The 22,834-nt window shown below is 40.6% G+C and carries 22 protein-coding genes; 12 read left to right on the top strand and 10 right to left on the bottom strand.

Features of this window, described 5'->3' with window-relative positions; all coding sequences use genetic code 11:
- Positions 1 to 115 precede the first annotated feature (115 nt).
- Together ACO6S2_RS08045 and clpX are read left to right on the top strand one after the other, a co-directional pair.
- Positions 116 to 790 carry a ClpP family protease gene (locus ACO6S2_RS08045; RefSeq protein WP_420579715.1) on the top strand — a complete coding sequence of 225 codons (675 nt, stop codon included), beginning with the start codon at positions 116 to 118 and terminating at the stop codon, positions 788 to 790.
- Between the two features lie 38 nt (positions 791 to 828).
- A complete protein-coding gene (clpX, locus tag ACO6S2_RS08040; protein ID WP_422361985.1) occupies positions 829 to 2,061 on the top strand; it encodes an ATP-dependent Clp protease ATP-binding subunit ClpX in 1,233 nt (410 codons plus the stop codon).
- A gap of 57 nt (positions 2,062 to 2,118) precedes the next feature.
- Here clpX and ACO6S2_RS08035 read toward each other — a convergent pair whose 3' ends face one another.
- Both ACO6S2_RS08035 and ACO6S2_RS08030 read right to left on the bottom strand, forming a co-directional pair.
- Positions 2,119 to 3,168 (bottom strand): acyltransferase family protein, encoded by a 1,050-nt coding sequence (locus tag ACO6S2_RS08035; protein WP_422361984.1) that lies wholly within the window; start codon positions 3,166 to 3,168, stop codon positions 2,119 to 2,121.
- 2 nt (positions 3,169 to 3,170) lie between these two features.
- Positions 3,171 to 3,764 (bottom strand): ankyrin repeat domain-containing protein, encoded by a 594-nt coding sequence (locus ACO6S2_RS08030; RefSeq protein ID WP_422361983.1) that lies wholly within the window; start codon positions 3,762 to 3,764, stop codon positions 3,171 to 3,173.
- Positions 3,765 to 3,991: 227 nt separating this feature from the next.
- On the opposite strand from ACO6S2_RS08030, the gene ACO6S2_RS08025 reads away from it, so the two are divergent.
- The 8 genes from ACO6S2_RS08025 (at position 3,992) to ACO6S2_RS07990 (ending at position 12,539) form a co-directional block, all read left to right on the top strand.
- Positions 3,992 to 6,040 (top strand): helix-turn-helix domain-containing protein, encoded by a 2,049-nt coding sequence (locus ACO6S2_RS08025; RefSeq protein WP_422361982.1) that lies wholly within the window; start codon positions 3,992 to 3,994, stop codon positions 6,038 to 6,040.
- A 74-nt stretch (positions 6,041 to 6,114) separates the two neighbouring features.
- Positions 6,115 to 7,164 carry a bestrophin family protein gene (locus tag ACO6S2_RS08020; protein WP_422361981.1) on the top strand — a complete coding sequence of 350 codons (1,050 nt, stop codon included), beginning with the start codon at positions 6,115 to 6,117 and terminating at the stop codon, positions 7,162 to 7,164.
- A gap of 197 nt (positions 7,165 to 7,361) precedes the next feature.
- A complete protein-coding gene (locus tag ACO6S2_RS08015) occupies positions 7,362 to 7,685 on the top strand; it encodes a PadR family transcriptional regulator (RefSeq protein ID WP_422361980.1) in 324 nt (107 codons plus the stop codon).
- The gene (locus ACO6S2_RS08010) at positions 7,682 to 10,291 is read left to right on the top strand and encodes an ABC transporter permease (protein ID WP_422361979.1); all 2,610 of its coding nucleotides are present in this window, start codon (positions 7,682 to 7,684) and stop codon (positions 10,289 to 10,291) included. The genes ACO6S2_RS08015 and ACO6S2_RS08010 overlap by 4 nt, the downstream gene beginning before the upstream one ends.
- A gap of 240 nt (positions 10,292 to 10,531) precedes the next feature.
- Positions 10,532 to 11,245 carry an N-acetylmuramoyl-L-alanine amidase gene (locus tag ACO6S2_RS08005; RefSeq protein ID WP_422361978.1) on the top strand — a complete coding sequence of 238 codons (714 nt, stop codon included), beginning with the start codon at positions 10,532 to 10,534 and terminating at the stop codon, positions 11,243 to 11,245.
- A gap of 4 nt (positions 11,246 to 11,249) precedes the next feature.
- Positions 11,250 to 11,669: a hypothetical protein gene (locus ACO6S2_RS08000; protein WP_422361977.1), complete on the top strand. Its 420-nt coding sequence runs from the start codon at positions 11,250 to 11,252 to the stop codon at positions 11,667 to 11,669.
- A gap of 13 nt (positions 11,670 to 11,682) precedes the next feature.
- Positions 11,683 to 12,081, top strand: a complete 399-nt coding sequence (locus tag ACO6S2_RS07995; protein ID WP_422361976.1) for a hypothetical protein — start codon at positions 11,683 to 11,685, stop codon at positions 12,079 to 12,081.
- A gap of 14 nt (positions 12,082 to 12,095) precedes the next feature.
- On the top strand, positions 12,096 to 12,539 hold the full coding sequence (locus ACO6S2_RS07990) for a hypothetical protein (RefSeq protein ID WP_422361975.1): 444 nt from the start codon (positions 12,096 to 12,098) through the stop codon (positions 12,537 to 12,539).
- A gap of 26 nt (positions 12,540 to 12,565) precedes the next feature.
- On the opposite strand, the gene ACO6S2_RS07985 is transcribed toward ACO6S2_RS07990, so the two are convergent.
- The 7 genes from ACO6S2_RS07985 to ACO6S2_RS07955 all read right to left on the bottom strand — a co-directional run bounded on the left by ACO6S2_RS07985 (position 12,566) and on the right by ACO6S2_RS07955 (position 18,969).
- Positions 12,566 to 13,324: a hypothetical protein gene (locus ACO6S2_RS07985; RefSeq protein WP_422361974.1), complete on the bottom strand. Its 759-nt coding sequence runs from the start codon at positions 13,322 to 13,324 to the stop codon at positions 12,566 to 12,568.
- A 108-nt stretch (positions 13,325 to 13,432) separates the two neighbouring features.
- Positions 13,433 to 13,846, bottom strand: a complete 414-nt coding sequence (locus ACO6S2_RS07980; RefSeq protein ID WP_422361973.1) for a DUF6691 family protein — start codon at positions 13,844 to 13,846, stop codon at positions 13,433 to 13,435.
- Positions 13,847 to 13,856: 10 nt separating this feature from the next.
- Positions 13,857 to 14,432, bottom strand: a complete 576-nt coding sequence (locus ACO6S2_RS07975) for a YeeE/YedE family protein (protein WP_422361972.1) — start codon at positions 14,430 to 14,432, stop codon at positions 13,857 to 13,859.
- 22 nt (positions 14,433 to 14,454) lie between these two features.
- Complete coding sequence (locus ACO6S2_RS07970; protein WP_422361971.1) at positions 14,455 to 14,769, bottom strand: rhodanese-like domain-containing protein; 315 nt, start codon at positions 14,767 to 14,769, stop codon at positions 14,455 to 14,457.
- Between the two features lie 6 nt (positions 14,770 to 14,775).
- Complete coding sequence (locus ACO6S2_RS07965; protein ID WP_422361970.1) at positions 14,776 to 16,185, bottom strand: MBL fold metallo-hydrolase; 1,410 nt, start codon at positions 16,183 to 16,185, stop codon at positions 14,776 to 14,778.
- 125 nt (positions 16,186 to 16,310) lie between these two features.
- The gene (locus tag ACO6S2_RS07960) at positions 16,311 to 17,870 is read right to left on the bottom strand and encodes an ArnT family glycosyltransferase (RefSeq protein ID WP_422361969.1); all 1,560 of its coding nucleotides are present in this window, start codon (positions 17,868 to 17,870) and stop codon (positions 16,311 to 16,313) included.
- A gap of 82 nt (positions 17,871 to 17,952) precedes the next feature.
- Complete coding sequence (locus tag ACO6S2_RS07955) at positions 17,953 to 18,969, bottom strand: homoserine O-acetyltransferase family protein (RefSeq protein WP_422361968.1); 1,017 nt, start codon at positions 18,967 to 18,969, stop codon at positions 17,953 to 17,955.
- Positions 18,970 to 19,088: 119 nt separating this feature from the next.
- On the opposite strand from ACO6S2_RS07955, the gene ACO6S2_RS07950 reads away from it, so the two are divergent.
- Positions 19,089 to 20,267 (top strand): O-succinylhomoserine sulfhydrylase, encoded by a 1,179-nt coding sequence (locus ACO6S2_RS07950; RefSeq protein WP_422361967.1) that lies wholly within the window; start codon positions 19,089 to 19,091, stop codon positions 20,265 to 20,267.
- Between the two features lie 68 nt (positions 20,268 to 20,335).
- A complete protein-coding gene (locus ACO6S2_RS07945; RefSeq protein WP_422361966.1) occupies positions 20,336 to 21,694 on the top strand; it encodes a hypothetical protein in 1,359 nt (452 codons plus the stop codon).
- 3 nt (positions 21,695 to 21,697) lie between these two features.
- Here ACO6S2_RS07945 and ACO6S2_RS07940 read toward each other — a convergent pair whose 3' ends face one another.
- On the bottom strand, positions 21,698 to 22,816 hold the full coding sequence (locus tag ACO6S2_RS07940) for a fatty acid desaturase family protein (protein WP_422361965.1): 1,119 nt from the start codon (positions 22,814 to 22,816) through the stop codon (positions 21,698 to 21,700).
- Positions 22,817 to 22,834 lie beyond the last annotated feature (18 nt).

Below are 22,834 nucleotides of genomic sequence, written 5' to 3'. Positions count from 1 at the left end.
AGAAGGTAGTACATAAAACACATAAACTTTTACCTTCGTGCACCGTCTTTAATCAAAGCCCTTTGTATTATGGACTTTTTTAGTTTTTTTGTACCTGTATATAACACCAATAGAAATGGATAAAAAAGAATTCAGAGATTTCGCCGTAAAAGGCCAAAACATAAATGGAAACACATTCGATCAATACACTGGTCATATCGAGAATATGACGCGAGCGGTCATCGAAGAACGTCCGACAAACTTCCGTGAGATTGATGTATTTTCAAGACTCATTATGGACAGAATCATCTTCTTAGGTATGGGTGTAGATGACAACATTGCCAATATCATTACAGCGCAGTTACTTTTCCTGGAATCAGTAGATGCAAAAAAGGATATCTTACTTTATGTAAATAGTCCAGGAGGATCTGTATATGCAGGACTAGGCATCTATGACACCATGAACTATGTAAATCCTGATGTGAACACTATCTGTACAGGCTTGGCTGCATCTATGGGTGCTGTTTTGCTAGCTGGAGGTGCTGCTGGCAAGAGAGCTGCTCTACCACATGCCAGAATTATGATCCACCAGCCTATGGCAGGCATGCAAGGACAGGCTTCTGATATGGAAATTTCATTGAAGCAGACACTTTCGGTAAAGAAAGACTTGTACGAGATACTTTCTAAGCATAGTGGCAAAACTTATGACCAGATCGAGAAAGATTCTGATCGTGACTATTGGATGAAGGCCTCTGAGGCTAAAAAATATGGTTTGATCGATGAGGTTCTGGAACGAAAAGCTGACGATTAATCGTTATCTTTGAAAAATTTTTAAAATAAAGGGGAGATATGGCTCAAGTAACCTGTTCATTTTGTGGTAGGAATAAGAAAGATGTTGATTTGATGATTTCAGGGATACATGCTCACATTTGTGACAAATGTATCGCACAGGCCAATCAAATATTGAGCGAGGAATCGAACACCAAGAGCAATCTTGATGCACCGAACTTCAACCTCATCAAACCCATTGAAATGAAAGAACACCTCGACCAGTTTGTGATTGGTCAGGACGAAGCTAAGCGAGTGATCTCTGTAGCGGTGTATAACCACTACAAGAGATTGTCTCAGCCAGCGGAAGACGATGAGGTGACGATTGAAAAATCGAATATTGTGATGGTCGGAGAGACTGGAACAGGAAAAACTTACCTGGCCCGATCACTCGCCAAAATCCTTCAGGTACCATTTTGTATTGCTGATGCGACTGTACTCACAGAAGCGGGCTACGTAGGTGAAGATGTAGAAAGCATCCTGACTCGCCTACTCCAGGCGGCTGACTACGATGTAGAAGCTGCTGAGCGAGGTATTGTATACATCGATGAGTTGGACAAGATTTCTCGTAAGTCTGATAACCCATCCATCACCAGAGATGTAAGTGGTGAAGGGGTACAACAAGCATTATTGAAACTTTTGGAAGGTACTTCTGTGAATGTGCCTCCCCAAGGTGGACGTAAACACCCGGATCAGAAGATGATTTCTGTGAACACAGAGAACATTTTATTCATTTGTGGTGGAGCATTTGATGGAATAGCCAGAAATATTGCGACGCGCTTGAATACTCGCCCACTTGGATTCAACAATAAGAAAACTGACACTTACGGAGAAGTAAACAAAGACAACTTGTTGCAATACATCACAGCAATGGACTTGAAGAGCTTCGGATTGATTCCTGAGTTGATCGGTCGTTTGCCAGTATTGACACACTTGAACCCATTGGATGACAAGGCACTCCGTCAGATCCTGACAGAACCTAAAAATGCTTTGGTGAAACAGTACACCAAGTTGTTTGATATGGAAGGCATTGAAATTGAATTCAAGAAGGGTGCATTGGACTATGTGGTTGAAAAAGCACTTGAATTCAAGCTGGGTGCTCGCGGGCTTCGCTCCATTTGTGAAGCCATCATCAACGATGCGATGTTTGAACTACCTTCTCAGAAAGACGCTAAGAAACTGGTCGTGACCAGAGCTTATGCAGAAGAGAAATTCGAAAAGTCTAAGTTGAACAAACTCAGAGTGGCGGGGTAATTCCTCGCCACTTACAAAATATCAAAGCCCATTTCGATCACTCGAAATGGGCTTTTTTTATGCTTTCAACCCAAACAATGGTCGTAAAATTTTGACGCGACGAATTACAAATTCATAAGTCAGATAACAGGCGATATTGGTAAACACAACCAAGCCCCAAAATTTGATTGACGCTGAAAGGTCTGTTGTAAATAAAAACACAGAACCCAGATACAAAAACACCATGTGAATGATATAAATGGGGTAAGCTGCTTGACTCAAATAAGTCAGCAAATTACTGGGCTTGTTGAGGTATTTATGCCCAAACCCGAAAATTGTAAATATCCAAAAGTTGGATTCTATTGCCATGAGGTAATCAGGGCTTTTTAACTCAAACAAAAGTAATCTGACTATATATAAGCCCCCGGCAAATAACAAAAGTACCCATCGGTAGTTGGTCACGGTATTCCAAAAGGTTAGTCCGCTATATACACAACAAAAACCGACCAGAAAGGCAACGAGCCCCAACCAAAAACCATGCATGGTCATGGCGTACATTTCAAAATTATCAGGTTGGACAATCATGGCTTCCAGCGCAAAAGGAACCATAACTACCAACAACCCTAAGGGTGTGCTGAACAGTTTTTGAAGCATACGTTGGAAGACTCCATCCTTGTTCTTTTTCAGATAGAAAAATAATGGGGAAAGCACTAATACATAGATGAATATGTTACCAAGAAACCACAAATGAGCAGGATTAAAAATATAACTCCTATCCTGATGATAGTATTCTTGCCACAATAATATATGTAGAGGCACTATGGCCAACATGCCAAACACAAAGGGAAGAAAAATTCTCTTCGACCTTTCAATTAATAGCTGTTTCCAATTGCGTCGCTGGATAGCGAAGTACACGCCCATACCCGACACAAAAAATAGCAATGGTATTCGCCATACATTCAGCATGGACATGAGAACCCATATCCCCTCCCATGCCTCATTATTCTGAATAAATCCAATAAACACTCCCCAAGGCTGGAACCCTATGGCGATATGATAAATGAGTAACAATCCTATCGCAATGACTCTCAACCAGTCGATGTCGTATCTTCTATTATCTACTGACATGTCTACTTATTTATTTTTTTAGCACTAAGCATATCAGCCACCTGAGGACGCGTCTTCTCGATATAATCGAAGTCCAATTTCAAACCAAATGGTCCAAGGTTTTTACTCAGTTGCTCATACACCATTTTTACCTCCTGAAAAGGACCAGAAACCGATTCTAAAGCCGTAGAACCAAAATTGTTTCTGATTGTCAAATCCGCACCTTTATCAAGCAATGCTTTTACAATTTCCACTCTGCATAGGAAACTAGAAGTATGCAACGGTGTAGACCCATCTGCACTTTTTATATTCAAATCAGCTCCAGAATTGATCAAAAGTTTTGCCACATCTGTTTTGCCAAAGGTAGCTGCTATAGATAACGGTGCTGAGCCATAGGCATCTTTCTCATTCAAATCAGTTTTGGCTTTTACATGTGCTTTTACTGCTTCAAAATTTCCCATGAAGACAGCTTCATGAATGGTCATGGATGGCATGTCTGAGTCTGAGGTATTATTTGATGTCTCAGCATTCGATTGGCAAGAAGCCAAGGCGGAAAAAAACACAACCATGATCATATTAGACCAGTTTTCGATTGAGTTAAATGTTAGATTTTTCATGATTATTTTGTTTTTAGATTTCTACTTTAATTTTGATGAAACAAAGTTCTGAAAGCCTTGAAAGGACTAAAATCAATGATGCGGCAAGATTTATCACCTATGCATCTTCTCTAAAAACTATGATGCACAACTATAAACTATGACGCAAATAGGCTTTTTTGACTGATTCAAAGGCTTGGAAATAGCCAATTTCTTGTCGACTATTGTACCTACCTAAACAAAGACAAATGCCGGATTTTCCGTACGCCAAAAATGAGTTTCTCAGCAAAGTGATTACTGCTATTGAAGAAAATCTATCAGACGAGAATTTTGGCGTGACCGAGTTGGCTGACAAAATCAGCATGAGCCGATCGAATCTGCTACGAAAAGTGAAAAGTGCCACGGATCTTTCGGTGAGTCTTCTGATTCGTCAGGTTCGCCTTTATCATGCAAAGGATTTACTGAATGCAGGTACGTTGAACATCTCCGAAATTTCATACAAGGTGGGTTTCAGTAGTACCTCCTATTTTACCAAATGTTTTCGAGAGCAGTTTGGTTATCCTCCGGGTGAGGAGAGCAAAAGAAGTGTAAAACAGAAAGAGCAGCAGACTCCTTTCAAAAAGAAGAAACCTGTCTTGGCTATTACAATTTTCTCAGCCCTGATTGTTTCTGTTATTCTGTATTTCGTTTTCACCCTAAGAGAAGAGCCTTCCGATAAACCATTAGAGAAAACCATTGCTATACTACCCTTCAAAAACAATAGCGATGATGCTTCGAATGTCTATCTGATCAACGGTGTAACCGATGCTATACTGAACCACCTGCAGAAGATTGAAGACATGAAAGTCACCAGCCGGACAACGACCGAAAAGTATCGCGAAGTGATTCGAACAATCCCCGAGCTTTCAGAGGAACTAAATGTCAACTACTTTCTCGAAGGCAGCGGTCAGAAAATTGGCGATCAGATTTTGCTCACCGTTCAGCTGATTAACGCAAAAAAGGATCGACCGATTTGGTCTGAGCGATATGAACGCCTGTCGAAAGATATTTTTCAGCTTCAAACAGAGGTAGCCAAAAGTATCGCTTCACAAATCGAAGCCACGATCACACCAGAAGAAGCCGAACGGATGGAGAAAATTCCTACTGAAAACCTAAAGGCTTATGATTTATACCTAAAAGGACAACAATATGCCAGAGAAGAAAGCTATGAAGGCCTACTCGAGGCAGTTGAGCTATTCCAACAGGCCATAGCAGAAGATGAAGAGTTTGCCCATGCCTATGCCTTTGTCGCCATTTGCTATTACTATCTGGATCTATTTCAGGCCAACAAACAATACAGACTTGAAATTAATACCTATGCCGACCGGGCCATGTTATTGGATCCAAATGTGGCTGAAAGCCTGATAGCCAAGGCCTTGTTTTATATGCAAGACAAGCAATATCAGCTCGCCATTCAATACTTTGAAAAGGTACTAGTTCTCAGCCCACACTCAGGGTGGATTCACAACTTCCTGACCGACATCTATACGACGTATATACCCAACACGGAAAAATATCTTGAGCATGCCTTACAGGGTATTCAAGCTGGTGTGGCGGGACAGGATTCAGTTACTACCAGCTTCACCTATCTACACCTTAGCAATGCGCTAGCACAAAACGGATTTATAGTAGAAGCTGAACAATACGTCAAAAAATCACTAGCTCATTATCCTGAGAATCTTTACTCAGAAACTCTTTATGCATATATAAAATTGGCAGGAAACTTCAACCTTCAGTCAGCCCGGGAGTCACTGATTCAATCCTGGAATAAGGACACCACACAATTGCATATCCTACAGGAAATAGCCAAGGTTTGCTATATGCAGCACGATTATGAGGGTGCCTGGGCGTTCTATGACAAATTCGTAAGTATCAAAAAGTCTCTGGATCTGGACATATATGGTGCTGAAGACCTCAAAATAGCCTATGTACTGGAGCAGTTGGGCCAAACAGAAAAATCACAGCAATATCTTGAAAGCTACTTCGACTATTCAAATAATGACACTTCGATCTACAAGGACCTATTGCTTTCTGCCTATTACGCCTATATTGGAGATATAGAAAAGGGTATCGAACATTTTACTGCCTTCTCTAAGCAAGAAAACTACATGTATTGGTTTGTGCTCTTTTTAGATAAAGACCCTATCTTAAGACGGATGGCTGACCATCCTGAGTTTCCAAAACTCATCCAAGCTATATCCGACAATTTCTGGGAGAATCATCAAGAACTTGAAGAAATGCTTAAGGGAAAAATTTAGGTTTAATTTTGTCTCGATCAATAAGCCGAAGGATGTCTCTGGTAATCCTTCTTACTCACTAAAAACAAAAAGGTATGTACGTACAACGGAGGTTTCCATTTAAGTCCGTCCTCATCTGGACTAAAAGAGAATTGATTTTCTTTATCGTATTGGCGACAGTTATCACTGCGCTTTATGAATTGTTAGATATTAAATGGTTGCAGATTCCTTTGACTCCTGTAGGGCTCATAGGCACCGCAGTAGCTTTCATGATTGGATTTCAAAACAATGCGGCCTACGACAGAATATGGGAAGCCCGAAAAATATGGGGAGGCATCGTGAATACCTCACGGAGCTTCGTCATCACTGTGCGAGATAGCTTTTACATTCATCGACCCTCAGAGACTCAGGATGAAACAAATGCATTACGAGCGATCACCAAAAGGCACGTGGCCTGGCTAACGGCTTTGCGATATGCAATGAGAAGTAAAAAAAACTGGGAAGCTTCCTATGACTCGAAACATAAAAATACGACAATAAAGTATATGATACCTGAGCATGAAGCACCCATGGAAGATGAGCTAGCATCCAACTTATCAAAAGAGGAGTATGATTTCGTAATGTCCCAAGACAACAAGCCAAATGCGATTATTAGCCTTCAATCTAAGCATTTAAGAAAATTGACAGATGAGCGTAAAATATGGGACTTTTCTCTTTTGAATCTTCAACAATTGCTTCAGGAGCTAACAGCATTACAGGGCAAATCTGAACGCATAAAAAATTTCCCCTATCCCAAACAATATGGCAGCATAGGCTATCATTTCGTTCATATTTTTATGTGGTTGTTGCCTATGGCTATTATCCCTGCCTTCGAAGGCATGGGCGTAAAACTGGCCGAAAACCATCCTCTAATTAGTGCCTATTTCATCTGGTTCAACATACCATTTACGGTCATTGTCATTTGGGTATTCAATACGATGTTACGTATAGGTCTGGCTGGAGAAAATCCATTTGAAGGCACACCGAACGATGTACCAATATCTAACATATCAAGAGGCATTACCAGAGACATCCTTCAGCTGATTGACGAAAAGCCTGATCAGATACCTGCGCCGTTTGAAAATATCAATCATATTGATATGTAGTGGGCGAAGACAGCAGTTGAATATGCATTTGTTGCTATTTGATTCTTATTACTATTCGCGTATTGCAAATGCTTTTCACGATTCGTTCTCGTTGTAAACGAGGACGACGGGGTATTATCAGACACCAACAGGAAAATACGTAACCTTTCTCCAAACCTACTCGTCTAGAGTTTAGTTGTTTTACAAATAGGTAAATAATGAAATACTCACTAGGAGAGTTTGAAGAGATCGTATTGCTGCTAGTGGCGGCACAGCACGATGAGGCTTATGGCCTATCGATCACTAATGCCATAGAAGAAAAACTGAAGCGTGCAGTCACGCTAAGCAGTGTACACACCGCACTCTATCGACTGGAAGAAAAGGGCTATGTGCAATCCCAGGTTGGAGGAAGCAGTACCGCGCGTGGCGGTAGGAGAAAAAGACTTTTCACCATTACTGCCATGGGCAAGTCGGCTTTGCAAGAATCCAGAGCTTCGAGAAATCTGCTTTGGAACATGATCCCGAATTTTATTATAGAATGAAAAAGGCTCACAAACCACCGCGCTGGGCAGATCGTTTTTTCAGCTGGTACTGTCAGAATGATCTGGCAGAATCCATTCTTGGCGATTTGCACGAATGGTTTGATGATCAAGTGGAAAAGAAAGGGCTTTTTCGAACACGACTGCTTTACTGGCTGACTGTATTCCGCTTCATCAACCAATTCACACTCAAAAGAAAAAACTCAAACACGACACTCAACACTACACCCATGTTAAGAAATTACATCCTCGTGGCTCTCAGAGGGCTGAAAAAGAACAAAGTATTTGCCAGCATCAACATCCTTGGCCTGGCGCTCGGCTTGGCCAGTTGTTTCCTCATTTTTTCTTTTGTTAAGAAGGAGCTGACTTTCGATCAGTTTCATAGTAAAGCGGACAACATCTACCGCGTCACCAACCGATTTGAACGACCCAATCGAACTAATCTATGGGCAAGAACCCCTCCTGCCCTTGCCCCAGCTATTCGAGCCAACTTCGCAGGCATAGAACGAACTACAAGGCTTCGCTATACCGACGATGTACTCTACACGGTCAATGATCGATCATTCTATCAGGGCAATGGATTCTATGCCGATTCGCTTTTTTTAGAGATGTTTGATTTCCCACTTGTAGCTGGCGATCGCAGCACAGCACTAGATGAGCCCGGCAACATTGTGTTGACAGAAACGATTGCCAAGAAGTTTTTTGGAGATCAAGACCCCATGGGGAAGCTCATCATACTCGAAAATGAGACCACTTTGAAAGTCACAGGAATACTAGCCCCCATCCCCTCGGACTCTCATATCGTGTTCGACCTCCTGATTTCCTTCCCTACCTATGTCGTGCCTGATGGCTATTTGGCTGACCTCAACAGCTGGGGCTGGGCAGGATTTTGGACTTACGTGGAATTATCAAACCAAAACCCTGAAGCGATTGGAATACAAATTTCTGAATTGTATAAATCCAATTACCAGAACTCACCTGATGTCAAAATAGACGTGATTCTCCAACCTCTCCAAGACATTTATCTAGGTTCTTCCAACTACTCCAATATGGGTGACTCTATACGGATTGGCAACCGGTCCACTATCTTGGGATTGAGCGTAGTGGTATTCCTTATTCTCCTGGTGGCGAGTTGCAATTTTATGAATCTATCCACGGCAATGTCTTTGCGTAGAGGAAAAGAGATTGGTATTAGAAAAGTACTTGGAGCCGTGAGGTCAAGAGTATCCAAGCAGTTTTTAATAGAATCTATGATGATCAGCCTGATTAGTCTGGGATTGGCCATGATTACACTTGTGCTCTTTGGTCCCTATTTCAATCAATTGTTTTCGTTAGGTCTCGATTATTCTCATTTGGAGTTATTCAAATCTCTTCCCTTTTTTCTTGCTGGCACCATACTCATAGGTCTCCTGGCCGGAATTTATCCTTCTTTTGTATTGGCTACTTTTAGCCCGATACTTGCATTGAAAGGCTATCAGGTTAGTTTCAATTCTGGCGCGTGGCTTAGAAAAGGTCTCATCGTTTTTCAATTTGTCGTTGCTTTATGTTTGATCATATCAACGGTCATTGTGACCTCGCAGGTTGAATACATTCAAAACAAATCCCTAGGTTTTGATCGCGAGAATTTAGTAAAGCTGCGAATAGGAGCCGAAGAAGGGCACTATGAAGCTTTACGAAATAAATTACTAGCTAATTCACGTGTCTCCGGACTCACCAGGCTCAGTCACGCCTTTGACGGATCTGCCTCTAGCGGCCCAGCCTGGTTGAGTGACCAGTCCAGAGATGATGCGCATCAGCTGTCCTACTACCAATCGGAATACGATTTCTTGGAGGTTTCTGGTATAAATTTGAAAGAAGGTCGGTTTTTTTCCAGAGACTTCGCAACTGATGAAGAAATTGGCTTGGTACTCAATCAGTCGGCAGTTGCAGAACTAGGCCTTACATCTCCCATTGGACAAAAGGTCAATTTTAACAATCGAGAACGAGTCGTCATAGGTGTAGTCGAAGACTTTCATTTTGGCTCTTTGCATACACCCATTGGACCCATGGGAATTGTAATGCCCTTTGTCAACCTGGAGCAGGTACTCATCAAAGTTCAAGGAAACGACCTAAGACAAACGATGCTATCACTAGAAAGTGACTGGCATGAGATAGCCGGCGACTTACCTTTTGAGGCCAGTTTTGTCGATGCTGGTATCCGGGCCATGTATGAAAAGGAGGAAAAGATTGCCACACTGATCTCTGCAGCTTCGTCATTGGCAGTAGTATTGGCCTGCTTGGGCTTGTATGCACTGGTGGCCTTCTCCATACAAAACAGGCTCAAAGAAATCGGAATCAGAAAGGCATTAGGTGCTCCCTTGAATCAACTGGTTTTATTATTGGCTAGAAAGTATGTATTTCTGATTGTCATAGCCAACGTTATTGCCTGGCCTATTACCTACTTCTTAGCTATTGAATGGCTGGAAGACTTCGCCTACCGCATACCAGTGGCCCCAGGCCTATTTATTGGTTCGGGCTTAGCCTTGTTTTTATTGGCCATGGCTACTATTGGCTATCAACTAGTCAAAGCTTCGTTGGTCAGTCCAGTAAAATATTTGCGGAGTGAGTAGATTCCAACCTATGAATTAATGTGGTAAATACTTTTCAAGCTTCATCCTCATTGTATTGGAGGACCTGGAAGTGTTTTATTTATTTTAATTTTTTAGTCCCATACCCCTTAATAATTTGAGTTGATCATTTACTATTTTCATGATCAGTTCGGGCCTTTGCTGCTTCTGATTTATTCATTAAATTACTAAAGTATCACAACCAATAGCGAGTTATTTCATGCTATAAATACTCATAATCAAATGATTAAAATAGAAAACCTAATCAACAAGTTGCCTTGGCACGCCACAAGGCGGTGGGCAACTAGAGACCTCTCAAAAATCCAGAAAATTGTTGTGCACCAAGAATTAGGTGAAGGCTCCATCGAAGGCGTGAACAATTATCACATCAGTCCTAACCATATTTCGAGCAAGGGCTGCCCTCATTTTTGTTACCACTACGGCATCAGAAAAGACGGCGAAATTGTACAGGCCAATGAACTCTCCAGCATCACCTGGCATGTAGGAAACCATAACAAAGAATCGATTGGCATTATGATTCAGGGCAATTTTGATGGTCCCGAATATGATCTGGGCACATCAGAACCCACAAAAGAGCAGATACAGTCGCTGAGCGAACTGGTGGATTATCTGATCAATGCATTTAATTTCACCAATCAAGATGTTTATGGTCATTATCATTTTGGCAAACCTGCTTGCCCAGGTTATGTACTTCAAAAATGGGTAGAAGATAAGCGGAATGATATTTCAGACGAAGAAGTTGTCAAAGTAGAGAAAACCTTAAAGGAAATTCAAAAAAGACTTAATAAGCTCGGATATGCTGCAGGCCCTGTAGATGGTATTCATGGTATAAAAACACTCGCAGCCATACGACGGTTTCAAAAAGATCAACAATTACAAGTAGATGGTGTGGTAGGCGCTCGCACCTGGCAACGACTAGTAAAACTAACCTCATAAACAAATGGAAAAAAAAGAAGAATTTATCATTGGAGAAACGGGTTTTTGGGCAAAATGGGGATCCAAACTCCTTTTCACCCTAATCAGCGTGAAAGTTTGGGGACTGATAGGCGCTACCTGGATATCAACCTGGCTACTTCTCAATCATGACGTCATTGAAGTAGGTGGGAAAACGTTTGAATTTGGCATCAATGGCGGGCAATGGATGACATTTAATACAACCATTTGGGCACTCATTTTTGGTATGAAAGAAGTTTTCAGAATCTCAGAGAAAAGAGACTCAACAGAAAAGGAAACATTGAGCAAACAACTTGAATCCAAGCAAAAGTTGGCTACTATAATAGCCACTTCAAAAACAGCAGACCCAAAGGCTGTAACATTGAATTCGGATGGTACGGAAACTGTAGGAAGCGAACCAGATTGAAAAAAGAACCAGCATGACTAAATCTATTAAAACAATCGTGATAGTGCTAGCCGTAATTTTGGCGGTGGTACTTGTAGTATTCTTTAAAGCCGAAATCGGTGCAGTATTTGCTACTATGATCGGTGGACTTGCAGCTTTTAAAGCAAAATTATTCAATAGTTCCAAAGTAAATGTCGAAGAGCAAATGGCTCAGGTAGATCACGAGCATAGCATAAAAAGGGAAGAATGGGACAGAGTTAAAGATGAGTATGACAGCAAGTTCGAGGCGCTCAAGGCCAAAATGGAATACATAGACTATAAAACTGCTCGAATCAGACAGGAAATTTTAGATGTCGACCAACAGGAACATGAAGCACTCGCCAAAAACAAAACACTGACGGAAGAAGAAATTTTAACCAGACTACTCAACTAATCTAATCAAGCCTAATGAGACAATTCTTACTTATTTCAACATTCGCTGTTTTTAGCTTTTATTTCGCAAGTGCTCAGAACGTTGGCACCGTGCATCCCGGAAAATCTTTCACCAATACCTCTAACCAAGTGCTATATTATATGCCTAAGCAAAAGGTGATTGAATTTTTAGATTTAGAAACCAAATCTGAGTTTGACTCCATCAGAATTGAGAAGTACAAGCAACTAACCAATGATTACCAGGAAAGAATTGAATTGGCCGATAGTGCTGCTCAAATAAAAAACTTAGAAGCAGAATTTTGGCGACAAAAACTTTTGAGTAACGACGACGAGTTAATCGCCGAAAAAAAGACAGCTATTCAGCTCAGAGCAGATGTGGAATCAGCCAAAAGATCTCGGTTCTATTTTTTCATTGCCGGAGTTGTTACGACATCCGTAGCCGTAGTCGCACTGAAGTAGTTACCTAAAGAGAACTTCCACTTGACCTATTCTTTTTTTAGCGGATATCGCTGATTCAGGTACTTCCTGAGGAAAATGGTAGTGGCATATTCATCCAAAAGCACTTGATTGTAGTCACCCGTTTCGTTTTTCTTCAGGAGATAGTCCCAGCCGCTGTCATTGGCAAATTTGATATACTTCGCTATAATGTAGTCATCGGACAGTTGGTCGTTGGGACCTACATGGCCTAAATCCAGGAATATCTGCCCCAGTGTTTGATAAACCTCTCCTTTATTGGCTTTATCCCAAATTAAATTGATGGTTCGTCCACGAAATTTCTCCGAAATTATTCTCAGCTTGATGACATTAGAATAGAATACTTTATCCAAAGTGGTCAGCTCCGTATTAGTACTGCTTTGGGACTCCTCACAAGTGTCCAGCTTTGTTTTTAACTGATCTCTTTCGTTGGCCAGCCTTTTTACTTCCAAAGCACTTGTTTGACCGTCTACCAATGCCTCTTCAAGTTTGGCCACTTTATGATCCAGTTCGGACTCAATTGGCCAGCCCACTACGTTTTCACCCAGTTCATCTATGACATTTTCTGTCTGACAACTAAAATCAATCTGTTTGTAAGTAAAGATGACTGCCGAAACCACTTCTAAGATCAACCCTGCGAAAAGAGCATTGAGGTGTTTGGGCTGAATGGATTTAATTACTCCTGTAATGCCTAGGAAGGTCAAGATAGCAGTAATAGAAAAAATGCCTATGAAAACATAGAATACAATATTAAGTTGGTCGGTAGCCATGGTCTCAAAAATTGATTAGATATAAACTTAAAGATAATAGTTAAGCTAAGTATGGCTACCCCTTAAAACAATAAAGTGTTCAATTTTTACGCTAGGTAAATATTTCTCTCAATGGGGCAAATACTTCCGTAACACCCCATAAAGAAAAGTTCCAAACATAGCACTAGCTATAACTAATAGAAAGACCGAAGCTCCATTGCCAACCAAGACAAACATGGGCCCTGGGCATGCGCCAGTCATAGCCCAGCCTAGACCAAAGAATGTTCCTCCTAAGAGGTAACGCCAAAAATCAGGAAACTTGGGATTGATCTTGATTGGCTCTCCTTTGATCGACTTCAGATTGAAGCCCTTGATACTTTGTGTAATCACAATACCCAGGATAACGGCCGATCCAATAATGCCAAACATGTGGAAAGATTGGAAATTGAACATTTCATAAATGCGATACCAAGAGATTACCTCTGATTTTGTGAGTACAATCCCGAACACTATTCCCGTCAATAGATATTTTATAACTTTCATCAATTCTGGGTTATAGAGTTAAAATATGTGGGAGAATCAAATGGGTCATGATCAACCCTCCAATAAAAAAGCCTACTACGGCAATAAAGCTTGGAAACTGCAAATTGCTCAGGCCGCTGATGGCATGACCAGAAGTACAACCTCCTGCATATCTGGTTCCAAAACCAACCAAAATACCTCCAACCACTAACATCATGGCATATTTGGGAGTAGTCAATGCATCCCAAGAAAATATCGTTGATGGCAAATATGATGACCCTGGTTTTTCAATTCCCATGGATTTTAGTTGAGCAATAGTTTCCTGTGAAATACCAACCACAGTTGAGTCGCTCAAATATTCTTTGGCAATAAAACCGCCTATTAAACCACCTAAAACAAACGCTAAGTTCCACAATTGGCCTTTCCAATCGAATCGAAAAAATTCGCTGACTTTACCAGCGCCAGCGATGCTGCACATCGTCCTCAAGTTGCCTGACACACCAAATTCTTTCCCAAAGTAGAGCAGTAAGAACATTACAAGGGAAATCATTGGCCCTGCGACATACCACTCCCAGGGTTGCTTTATCCATTCAACCAATTCTATCATTACCAATCTTTTTTAGTGAAAATTAATATTCCAAATCCTGGGTCCAACCCATGATTCCACCATCCAAATTATATAACTCACCTGTGAATCCCATCTGCGCCATCAAGCCACAAGCTTGTCCGCTCCGGTTTCCACTTCGACAGTACACGTAGTAGTTTTTAGATTTGTCCAACCCTTCCAACTTTGTTTTGAAGTCTGGTTGAAAAATATCCATCAACTCACAACCGGCAATAAACCCACCGTCGTATTCTTCTTGTGTTCTCACATCTAACAAAACACCGTTGTCGTCAGCTTCAAACTTCTCTGCAAAATCAATTTCGTCAATGTTTTGATACATCTTCTCTTATTTTAAAGTTGATGGACATACATAGTCCGTTGTTTTTATTTTGGTTTGACTAATTCCTTTGAATCCCTGTTCTACATTCACGAGGTCGTGAATACCCCTAGATTTCAATATCGAAGAAGCAATTACTGAGCGATATCCCCCTGCACAATACACATAGTATTTATGATTGCTGTCTACTTCACCCATGTGGGTATTTATAAAATCTAAAGGAAATGTAACCGATTGATCTACATGCTCTGCTTGAAACTCTCCAGGCTTTCTCACATCTAGCACCTCTAATTCGCCTTGGTTCATTCTACTTTCAAACTCTTGCGGTGAAATAGACTCCAAGGTGTCCAGTTCCTTACCTGCCGCTTGCCAAGCGGCAAACCCTCCTTTTAGGTATCCTAAAGTATTATCATATCCAACTCTGGATAGACGAGTTACCACTTCCTCTTCTCTTCCCTCATCAGCCAGAAAAACAATCGGTTGCTTCAAGTCAGTAATCAAAGCACCTACCCACGGAGCAAAGCTTCCATCTATCCCTATAAAAATCGAATTAGGGATATGTCCCTTCACAAACTCATTTTGATGGCGCGTATCCAAAACCAGAGCACCTTCGTGATTGGCCATGGCTTCGAACGTCTCTACATCTAAAGGAACAGTTCCAGTAGCCATCACTTTATCTATACTTTCATAACCAGATTTGTTCATCATGGCATTTTTAGCAAAATACTGTGGTGGAGGCAAGATACCTTCTGTCACTTCTTTGATAAACTCTTCTTTGGTCATATCAGCTCTCAAGGCATAGTTGATTTTCTTTTGACTACCCAGAGTATCCCAGGTCTCAGAAGACATGTTTTTTCCACAAGCTGATCCTGCGCCGTGTGCCGGATACACCACCACATCATCAGGCAAAGTCATGATTTTTTGCCGAAGGCTGTCGAAGAGATGACCTGCTAAATCTTCTTCTGATAAATCCGACTTAACTGCCAGATCAGGCCTTCCCACATCTCCGATAAACAAAGTATCCCCAGAAAAAATAGCTTTCTCTCTACCTTCTTCGTCAATGAGTAAAAACGTGCTACTCTCCATAGTATGCCCTGGCGTATGAAGCAATTTGATTTTTACTTTACCAACTTCGAATATTTCGTTGTCAGCTCCGATATGGCTATCAAATTCCGTTGTCGCAGTTGGTCCGAAAACTATTTTTGCTCCTGTTTTTTTCGCCAGATCCACATGCCCTGACACAAAGTCGGCGTGAAAGTGTGTTTCAAATATGTACTTGATGGTCGCCCCGTTCTCCTTTGCTTTTTCTACATAAGAATCAACCTCTCTCAAAGGGTCAATAATGACCGCTTCATTTTCACTCTGAATGTAGTAGGCGCCTTGCGCGAGACAACCTGTATATATCTGTTCTATTTTCATAGTTAATTCCTTTTTTGGGTTTCTTGTTACAAATGTACGCCAGCCGCAGTTTACAGTTTGTAACTTTTGTCACACGAAGATAAATTATTAGAATAATGTAAGCTATCCATTGATTAGAACACCCATCATAGCATTCCCTTTTTCTCCATTATTTTTTTCACCTTCATTCTATCAAACTGTAATAACAAAGTTCTCGGTTTATCAATTCTTTTCAACACACGAAAGTGGTTTTGGTATTCTCTCAAGGCTGGAAGCAAGTAGTTATAATTCGACCCATAACCTAGCGCATCAAAAAAAACAAAATCAACATTATTATTCACTAAATCTACCATTACCTCGTCTGAATCAGGGCTAAACTTATAGCGATGTACATAAGCTCCTGAATAGTAATGAAGTATCCCCGGTTTTCTTGTTGCGATTGTGATATTCGAATAGCCCAATGACTTAATATGCTCAGCTATTTCAATAAATGTTTTGAACTTATCATGATATTCACGCTTGGCGATAATATGAAATTCATACATTCTTGGCACCATCATCAGACCTCCTATAACTATCAGGATGGCCACAGCTTGCTGTCGAACTCTGATTTTATTAATCAATTCATTTAGCGCATTCAAAAAACCAAAAACCATTAATGGAATCAAAGGAATCAGATAACGAAAATCATTTCCCGAATGGTAGAGCAAGACGATAAACAAATTGAACAAGTAAAAACTCAAAAAGAGATATCTGTACCTTTTATCAGTCAAGATGATTCCCGTTAATGACACCAATAAAAAAACAGCTCCTAATATTAACATCTGATTCTCCCCGAACTCTCGAAGTTGACGAATAGGCAAAATCATTTTCGGATATACATTCAAAATTTCTAATGTGAAATTTGAAATCAGTTTATCCAGAAAACTACTAAATGAACTTACCTGTTCAGATTCTGGCTGCCAGGGATTAACTTGAAGTAGCGCCTCGATATATCTTCCATTCAACCCATGAATCATATTTCTAATTTGATAAGGCAAATGAAGTAAAATCACTCCTCCCGAATATATGGCCAGCGTTTTCCACTCCTTGCCCAGAAAGAAGTAAACTCCAACTGCAGCCACTAAAGACAAGCCTATACCTCTAAAATAATAGGCTAGAGCGACCGATAATATCGTCGCTAACAGCGTCTTATTCCAGAACCTTTTCTGGACTATATTATCATAGTGGGTAAGAAAAAACAAAGCGAACATTGTCAAAAACAAATAGGGTATTTCCGACATAATGATATAGCCAAACTTGAGAAGACCTATATTGAAAATGAGATAGAAATTGACCGCAAATGCAAGCAAATAATTGGATGTCAGTTTTTTAACAATGAAATAAAACAAAACGAGGCTACCACAAAGAAAGAAGCCGTTTAGTACTTTGAACAGAATGATGTTTGTTCCAAACACTGTCATCAGCATGCCCAGCAGTACAGAATAACCTGGAGGATACCAGTTTACTGGTTCATATTTAGAAGAATAGGGAGAAGCATATCCATGCCCAGTGGAAATTGACTTGGCATAGTTTAGATACTCAAAATTATCGCCACCTATATCCATCTTGGAATCAAAGACCAGCATATAGATACTCACAAATGTTAGAATCAATACAATCAGGAGATAAATTTCTCTTTTTTCAAGATCGAAAGAGTTCATCATAGATAATATTTTTATTGGCAACCCGCAATGATAACAAGAGAATTGATTCTTAAGCAAGAAAGAGCAAGGCAGTTAGAAAACCTTAGATAAACTCACTGATCAATTGATTGATCTTCTTCGTCTCAGTAAGAAATCCATCGTGGCCAAACTTGGAATGAATTTCGTGGTAACTGACATTAATCAAATGGTCTGAAATTGTACGTTGTTCTTCTATAGCAAACAACAGATCCGATGAAATACCGATTTGCAAAATGGGCGTTTTCAAACGTTCAAGCGTTTCTATTAATCCACCTCGACCTCGGCCGACATCATGACTGTCCAATGCCTTAGATAGATTCCACAACATGTAACCGCTAAAGCCACGATTCACCAACTTATCACCTTGGTAGCGGATATAAGATTCTGCTTTGAAATCATCGACTTTCTCTTCAGTATCCGACTGGGTTTGTTCAAATATTCGATGGTTTCGATAAGACAATATACCAATTGCTCTAGATGCCGCAACTCCTTTGGCACCAGCATTCACAGAATGATCCTTCCATGTTGCATCCGCTTCAATAGCCAGTCGCTGTGTCGCATGCGTACCTATTCTCCAAGGAGATTCCTTAGGAGCAGATGCGACTAAAATCAGCTTATCAAAAGTATCAGGTTCTTCTACGGCCCATTCAAAAGTCTGAAATCCACCCATCGACCCTCCAATGCCAATGGCAATTTTTTCGATTCCTAAATAATCTCTCAGCACTTGATGTGCCTTGACCATATCCCTAATGGTGATCATAGGGAAATCAGAAAAATAAGGTTTACCAGTTTTTGGATTTATGGAATGAGGACCAGTAGTGCCGTAAGTTGAACCTAAAATATTCGCACAAACAATGAAGTGTTTATCTGGATTGATAGCACAGTCAGGATCAAATAAACCAGGCCACCAATCCAAAGCATCAGAACTAGCAGTCAGCGCATGAAATACCCAGACCACGTTGGACTTATCCGCATTCATTTCGCCATAGGTATGATACGCTATTTCTAGTTGTGGAAGAGTTCCACCCCTTTCTAGTTCGAAAGGCTTATCATACAGATATAAAGAGGCTGTTTGGCTCATAGTAAAATTTGAAGGCGCAAACCTAATAAATGTACCATAATAGTTCACGGTTAGAATCCTTTTTAGATATGAACTTTACATATTTGCAAAAAACCGTTAGAATTATTGAAGGCCTTTCTATGAAAAAGTACAAACACTTCGAGACAAACGCCATTAGAACCCAAATCGAGACCACACACGAAAAAGAGCATGCCTCGCCGATGTACCTCACATCGAGTTTTGTGTTTGATGATGCCGAAGAAATGCGAGCTACTTTTGCAGAAGAGATCGACCGCAATACCTACAGTCGATTTACCAACCCAAACACCACAGAATTTATTGATAAGATGTGTGCACTCGAGGGTGCCGAAGCTGGATATGCAACGGCCACAGGTATGGCTGCGGTCTTTTCAACTTTTGCCACCTTGCTAAACGCTGGTGATCATCTCCTTTCCTGCCGTTCAATCTTTGGGTCCTCTCACTCTGTAATTACTAAATTTCTTCCTAAGTATAAAATAGAAAGTACCTACTTGGATTTAGACGATACGGATAGCTGGCAAGCCAAAGTTCAACCTAACAGTAAGATCTTATTCTTAGAAACACCTACCAACCCCGGCATTGAACTGATTGACTTAGAGTTTGCAGGTGCATTCGCAAAAAAGAACAATCTCATTCTGATCGTAGACAATTGCTTCGCAACACCATACATTCAGCAACCTATCCAATACGGTGCTGATTTGGTAATACACTCCGCCACAAAATACTTGGATGGCCAAGGACGTGTCATGGGAGGCATGATTGTGGGAAGAGAAGACCTGATCAAAGAAATTTATACCTTCAGCAGAAGTACCGGACCTGCACTGTCACCGTTTAATGCATGGGTTCTTTCTAAAAGTTTAGAAACCTTGGCTGTGCGCATGGAAAAACATGGAGACAATGCACTAAAATTGGCCGAATGGCTAGAAGCTAACGACCATGTAGAATGGGTAAGATATCCGTTTTTGCCTTCTCATCCACAGCACGAAATTGCCAAACAGCAAATGCGAAGCGGTGGTGGCATGGTATGCTTTGGTATCAAGGGAGGAGTAGAAAGAGGAAGGAAATTTCTCAATAGTATTGAGATGTGTAGTTTAACTGCCAACCTCGGTGATACGCGTACCATTGTGACGCACCCTGCCTCTACCACACATGCTCGATTGACAGACGAAGAGCGAGCTGCAACTGGCATTGCCCCTAATCTGATCAGAATCTCGGCCGGTCTTGAACATATCGAAGATATCATCTCAGATTTGGAGCAGGCGTTCGGAAAATCAGAATAAGAAAAACCTAGACCGGCTCAATTGGATTCAAGTGTAGTTCTATTAATTTTAGGAAAACCTGTATCTAAATGAGCGACAAAACCAAAGACCAAATCAGTGATTGGCTGAATAAACTAGAGAGGGAAAGCTGGCAGCTAGAACTGCTCGTTTCGGCATTTACGATTTTCCTACTGATTCAAGCCACAATCTCCTTTGAAGGATTTATCACAGAGCTCGAATATCAGTATGACCTGACTTCAGGGCAGTACAGTATGCTTTATTTATTCATAGGACTGCTATTTAAATCTTTGGAGGCACTCACCTTCTTTTTGGTTGCTCACCTCATGCTTCGAGGCTTTTGGATTGGCACCATTGGACTGCGCTCGGTGCAATCTAAAATCAATTTCTCCAACCTTAACTACAGTGACTTTTTTACCGAAAAGTTGAAGAAAAAAGTAATCAGTCTTGACCAACTCGTCATCAAACTTGATGAGATATGCAGTGTAATTTTCGCCTTCGCCTTCTTGGTGATTTCGATTCTGTTGGCATTTGGCATGTATTTGATATTCTTCGGCATGGTGGCGGTCATTCTCAACGCACTGGCAGATATATCAGATTGGATGGATTCTGTAGTAACTGTACTGGCGCTTACCATGCTTCCGCTGATCTTGATCACTGGTCTGATATACATGATTGATTACTTCACGCTAGGTTTTTTCAAAAAAATCAAGTGGTTTTCAAAAGTTTACTACCCATTTTATAGGCTTTACAATCTTGTCACCCTGTCCGTGCTCAGTCGAAGCATTTACTATTATATGATTAGTAAATTTTCCAAGAGAAAAATACGCCTGGTTTATGGGGTGGCGGCGTTCTTTCTTACTTTCTCTTTACTATTCGAATTTGATCAGCATCCGTATTACCCAGACGAAGCTCATGAGCTGTATATGTCTTCCAACCATTATGACAACCTAAGACCAGAAGACGAGTTTGTTTACACAGCCAGTTTGGAGTCTGACATAATCAACCAACCTTTCGTAAAACTATTCTTAAGATACGATGCTTCCGACAACGCAATGATCCAAAGCCACTGTCCCGATTATGTTCCTGAAAAAGAAGATGGACTCAATTGGAAATTGGACATGGTTCTGGATGGTGGAAGTTTAAATATCAATAGCAGAAGAAACTCACCTGAAGAGTATACCTCCATTCTGGAGTGCCTGAGCAACCTTTTTCAAGTCAGCATCAATGATTCAATCTACCAGGACCTCAGTTTTCGCTTTTACAACCATCCCAGTAAAAATCAAAAAGGTTTGATCACAGTCATCCCAACCAATCAATTTACTATTGGTGAAAACATCTTAGATATCAAAAAAGTAAGACTAGACAGTGTCCAGAATAAAAAATTATACGATCTGGCCACTATTCCATTTTGGTTTAGCAAGCCCTAATGGTTAGGAAGAAGTCACCAACTGACTCTCTGGCGTTCCCAACCACTTAAGCATTTTGGTATGCTCGCTCATTGTCTCGAAGAACCCTTCCTTTGCGTGATATGGAATATTAAATTCGGCTGCAGTCTCCTTAACTATTGGCGCAATAGCTTTGTAGTGCACGTGGCATATATGTGGAAATAAATGATGCTCCACTTGATAATTCAATCCTCCACCATACCAAGTCACTAATGGATTTGAATTGGCAAAATTGACGGAAGTATACAATTGATGAACAAAACGAGAATATTTCATTTTGCCGTTTTCGTCTGGCTCAGGGTATTCTACTTCTGGTAACAAATGAGCGGGTTGGAAAATTACACCAACACCCAACCCTGCTGCCAAATGCATGATGAAATAGCCTAAGAAAATTTCACCGCCAGAATATGAGGTAAACATCACAGGAATTCCAATTACCCATGAGAAGTAAATTACCTTGGTCATAATCAGGATAAAATACTCCTTGGCTACACTTCCTACATTTTTATGCAGAATTCCTTCTTTTTTGTATCGCGTGATTTTTGCAAAATCTTTGATCGTAACCCAAAAAAATGTGCCCAAGGAATAGAAAAACCATACGTACAAGTATTGGTATTTATGTACTTTTTTCAGTGGGGTAGCTGGTGAAAACCTTAAAATAGCTTTTGGCTCAATATCTTCGTCATGATCTTCAATATTGGTGTAGGTATGGTGTTTTACATTATGCTGAATTTTCCAATTCATAGCATTAGCACCCACAAGGTTGAGTGTATAACCCATCAAATTGTTGACCCATTTGTGCTTAGAATAAGACCCATGATTGCCATCATGCATAATCCCCAAGCCAATGCCTGCCATGCCTAGTCCCATCAAGATGGCCAATCCTAGTGCGATGTACCATACGGGTTCGAAATATACAATCGCTGCAAAAGGAGCAAAAAACAAAGTCAGCATAAAAACAGTCTTGAAGTACATTTCTCCATTTCCATATTTTGATATGCCTTTATTCTTAAAGTATTCGTTCACCTTTCCATTCAACACCTTCGCGAATTCCTTACAATGAGGGTCCTCATTGTTGAAATAAATATTCGTTACTTCTGCCATTCTACTTTAATTTCTAGT

It is taken from the genome of Reichenbachiella sp. (assembly GCF_965233835.1).
In the GTDB taxonomy this organism is placed as follows: domain Bacteria; phylum Bacteroidota; class Bacteroidia; order Cytophagales; family Cyclobacteriaceae; genus Reichenbachiella.
This window is presented reverse-complemented; position numbering and strand designations above follow the sequence as displayed.